This window comes from Micrococcus sp. LASM2_SD2, from assembly GCF_057364565.1.
Genome location: NZ_JBNFOB010000231.1, coordinates 1 through 3,601 on the forward strand (window position 1 = coordinate 1; position 3,601 = coordinate 3,601).

Consider the following 3,601-nt stretch of genomic DNA (forward strand, 5'->3'; position numbering starts at 1 on the left):
CCAGTCCGCCCGTGCCTGCTCGGCGGACTCGCGCACCCCGCTGCGCACGCGCTCGTCCCGCAGGGCGGCCCCGGTGCCGCGCTCGGTGACGTCCTGCAGCAGGTCCCCGGCCACGAGGGACACCTCCCGGGGCAGGGCGGCCTCGACGATGTCCAGCACGAAGCGCGGGGACTCCTCCTGCACTGCGGGATCGTCCAGGACGCGGTCCACGGCGGTGCGGGTCAGCTCGGGGCCGCGCACGGCGCGGTCGGTCGCGGAGCCCACCACGGCCAGGACCGCACAGAGGCCGGCCAGCAGGGCCAGGACCAGGGACAGGACACGTCGGACCACAAGGTCTCCTCGAATATCGGGCGGGTGCCCTCCACACCCGCGCTACCGTATCCCAGGGTACTGATAGACAGGACGTGTCCCAGCAAGAGCGGAGGCAGACGTATGGAGCGGATCCCGGACCTCGGGGCGGACGACCAGACGGCCGAGCCCGCGCGCGCCGGGGATACGTCCCCGGACAACCCGTGGCCGCTGGCCCGGCTCTCGGAGAACCTCAAGCGCCACATCGAGCGCGCCCCCGCCACCTGGATCGAGGGGCAGCTGATCGAGGTCAAGAACAACCGCGGCAACATGTACATGACCATGCGGGACCTGGACCAGGACGTCTCCCTGCCCGTCAACGCGTGGCGCAACGTCGCGGCCACCTTCGGCGAGGGCATCCAGCCCGGCGCCCGCGTGGTCGCCCGGGTGGCCCCGAACTTCTGGCTCAAGGCCGGCCGCCTGTCCATGACCGTCAGCCACATGCGCCCGGTGGGCATCGGGGACCTGTTGGCCCGCGTGGAGCGCCTGCGCCGGCAGCTCGGCGAGGAGGGCCTGTTGGACGCCTCCCGCAAGCGCCCGGTGCCGGTGCTGCCGCAGTGCATCGGCCTGATCACCGGCCGGGACTCGGACGCGATGAAGGACGTCCTGCGCAACGCCCACCTGCGCTGGGAGGCCGTCCGGTTCGAGGTCCGCGAGGTCGCCGTGCAGGGCCCGGGCGCGCCCGGCGAGGTGGCCGCGGCCCTGGCCGAGCTGGACGCACTCGACCACGTGGACGTGATCGTGATCGCCCGCGGCGGCGGCGCCCTCGAGGAGGTCGTCCTGCCGTTCTCGGACGAGCAGCTGGTCCGCGCGGTGGCCGCCGCGCAGACCCCGGTGGTCTCCGCCATCGGCCACGAGGCGGACCGGCCCGTGCTGGACGACGTCGCGGACCTGCGCGCCTCCACCCCCACGGACGCGGCCAAGCGGATCGTCCCGGACGCCGCCGTGGAACGCGAGGGCATCGCCGAGATGCGCCTGCGCCTGGCGCGCGGCGTGGAGCGCCGCGTGCTCACCGGAGAGCAGGAGCTCGCCCAGCTGCGCTCCCGCCCCGTCCTGGCCTCCCCCGAGGTCATGGTGGACACCCGTGCCGAGGAGCTCGCCGGCCTCACGGACCGCGCCCGGCGGAGCCTCGGCCTGCGCCTGGAGCGGGAGGCCGACGCCGTGGACCACCTGCTCGCCCGCGTCCGCTCCCTGTCCCCGCAGCAGACCCTGGACCGCGGCTACGCGGTGGTCCGGCGCGGGCAGGCCGTGGTCCGGGACGCGGCGGACGTGGCCGTGGGCGACGGCCTGGACATCCTGGTGGCCTCAGGCCGCCTGGACGCCGAGGTCACCGCCACCCATCCCCTGTCCTCCGACGACGGCGGGGCCGCCCGCCACGACCGCCCCCGCACCGCTGCGGCCGAGACCGCACCAACCAACGAGACCGAGGAGACCCGATGAGCACCGAGAACACCACCCCCGAGGCCGCCGGCGTGGAGGGCTTCAGCTCCGCCGACGTCTCCGACGTGCAGCACATGAGCTACGAGCAGGCCCGCGCCGAGCTCGTCCAGACCGTTTCGCGCCTCGAGGCCGGCGGCGCCGGACTCGAGGAGTCCCTCGCCCTCTGGGAGCGCGGGGAGGCCCTGGCCGCCCGCTGCCAGGCCTGGCTCGACGGCGCCCGCACCCGCCTCGACGAGGTCCGCGCCGCCGCCGAGGCCCAGCAGGGCGACGCGCAGGACGGCGAGCAGGACGAGGACTGAGGCCCCGGCAAGACGGACCGGTCTGTCCGACCACGCGGAACGGCCACGCGGACTGCCCTTCCCTGCCACGCGCAACGCCCCGCACCTCGATGAGGTGCGGGGCCGTCGTCGTGCCGCGGCGGCGGCAGCAGGACCGGGCCGGTCAGGCGCCCATGTGCTCCACGATTGCGGCGCAGAAGGCGTCCAGGTCGTCAGGGGTGCGGGAGGTGATGAGGTTCCCGTCCACCACCAGCTCCTCGTCCTTCACGGTGGCGCCGGCGTTCTGCAGGTCCACGCGGAGGGACTGGAAGGAGGTGAGGGTCCTCCCCTCCACCAGGCCGGCGTCGATCAGGATCCACGGAGCGTGGCAGACGGCGGCGACCGGGCGGCCGGCGTCGTGCACGGCGCGCACGAAAGCATGGACCTCCTCGTCGCCGCGGACGGCGTCCGCGTTCAGGGTGCCGCCGGGCAGGACCACGCCGGCATAGGCGGAGGCGTCCGCGTCCGAGACGGTGGAGTCCACGTCAAAGACCTCGCCGTGCTCCCAGTCGCCCTTCATGGCCTGGATGGTCCCGGCCTCGGGGGAGAGCAGGTGCGGAGTGCCGCCGGCGCCAGGACGGCCTCCCACGGGCGGGTCAGCTCCGGCTGCTCCACACCGCGGGCCGCGATGAACGCGACCTTGCGGCCGGCCAGCGGGGCGGCGTCGGGGTTCTCGGAGGTGCTGTTGACGGGGTTCGCGGTGTCGTTCATGGGCGCCACGCTACACCCGTTCCCCCGGGGCACCGCCAGCCCGGGGGCGCGGCCAGGCCCGTCACAGCGCGGCGAGCCTGTCCTTCTCCGCCGCGGCGTCGATGGTGGACGCCGGCCAGCGCAGGTCCAGCTCCTCGAGCTCGGCGATGAGGATCTCCTGCACGGCCAGGCGCGAGTACCACTTGCGGTCCGCGGGGACGATGTACCACGGCGCCCGGTCCGAGTCCGTCTCCGCGATCGCGATCGCATAGGCCTGCTGGTACTCGTCCCACTTCGCCCGGGCGTCCAGGTCCGAGGGGTCGTACTTCCAGTGCTTGTCCGGGTTCTCCAGGCGGGCCAGCAGCCGTTCGCCCTGCTCCTGCCTCGAGATGTGGAGCATGACCTTGACGATCCGGGTGCCGGCGGCGATCGCGGCCTCCTCGAACTCGCGGATCGCCCCGTACCGGCGCTCGACCTCCTTGCGCGTCGAGAGGGCCTCCACCCGGTGGATCAGCACGTCCTCGTAGTGGGAACGGTCGAACACGACGATCTCGCCCGGCTCCGGCATCGCCTTCTCGATCCGCCACAGGAAGTTGTGCTCCAGCTCCTGATCCGTAGGCTTGCCGAAGGCCTCCGTGCGGATGCCCTGCGGGTCCATGGCCCCGGCCACGGTGCGCATCAGCCCGCCCTTGCCCGCGGTGTCCATGCCCTGGACCACCACCAGCACGCTCGGTGCGGCCTCGGGGTCGGCGCGGCCGGCGGCGTAGAGCAGCTCCTGCAGCTCGGCCAGGCGCCCGGCACGCGCA

General features: G+C 73.9%; 4 protein-coding genes and 1 pseudogene. 2 read left to right on the plus strand and 3 right to left on the minus strand.

Annotation, left to right across the window (positions count from 1 at the left end; translation table 11 throughout):
* On the minus strand, positions 1-330 hold a 330-nt coding region (locus AC2W7A_RS10485), incomplete at its 3' end, for a hypothetical protein (RefSeq protein ID WP_485991304.1).
* A gap of 102 nt (positions 331-432) precedes the next feature.
* On the opposite strand from AC2W7A_RS10485, the gene xseA reads away from it, so the two are divergent.
* A complete protein-coding gene (xseA, locus tag AC2W7A_RS10490) occupies positions 433-1,788 on the plus strand; it encodes an exodeoxyribonuclease VII large subunit (RefSeq protein ID WP_485991305.1) in 1,356 nt (451 codons plus the stop codon).
* A complete protein-coding gene (locus AC2W7A_RS10495; RefSeq protein WP_485991306.1) occupies positions 1,785-2,087 on the plus strand; it encodes an exodeoxyribonuclease VII small subunit in 303 nt (100 codons plus the stop codon). Before xseA ends, AC2W7A_RS10495 begins: the two co-directional genes overlap by 4 nt.
* Positions 2,088-2,229: 142 nt before the next feature.
* Here AC2W7A_RS10495 and AC2W7A_RS10500 read toward each other — a convergent pair.
* Both AC2W7A_RS10500 and AC2W7A_RS10505 read right to left on the minus strand, forming a co-directional pair.
* Positions 2,230-2,816 (minus strand): annotated as a pseudogene (locus tag AC2W7A_RS10500) (type 1 glutamine amidotransferase domain-containing protein).
* A 61-nt stretch (positions 2,817-2,877) separates the two neighbouring features.
* On the minus strand, positions 2,878-3,601 hold a 724-nt coding region (locus AC2W7A_RS10505), incomplete at its 5' end, for a PPK2 family polyphosphate kinase (RefSeq protein WP_485991307.1).

What these genes read in the sequence shown, in the direction of transcription:
- xseA (WP_485991305.1), top strand. Translation starts at nt 433, where the DNA reads ATGGAGCGGATCCCGGACCTCGGGGCGGACGACCAGACGGCCGAGCCC.
- AC2W7A_RS10495 (WP_485991306.1), top strand. Translation starts at nt 1,785, where the DNA reads ATGAGCACCGAGAACACCACCCCCGAGGCCGCCGGCGTGGAGGGCTTC.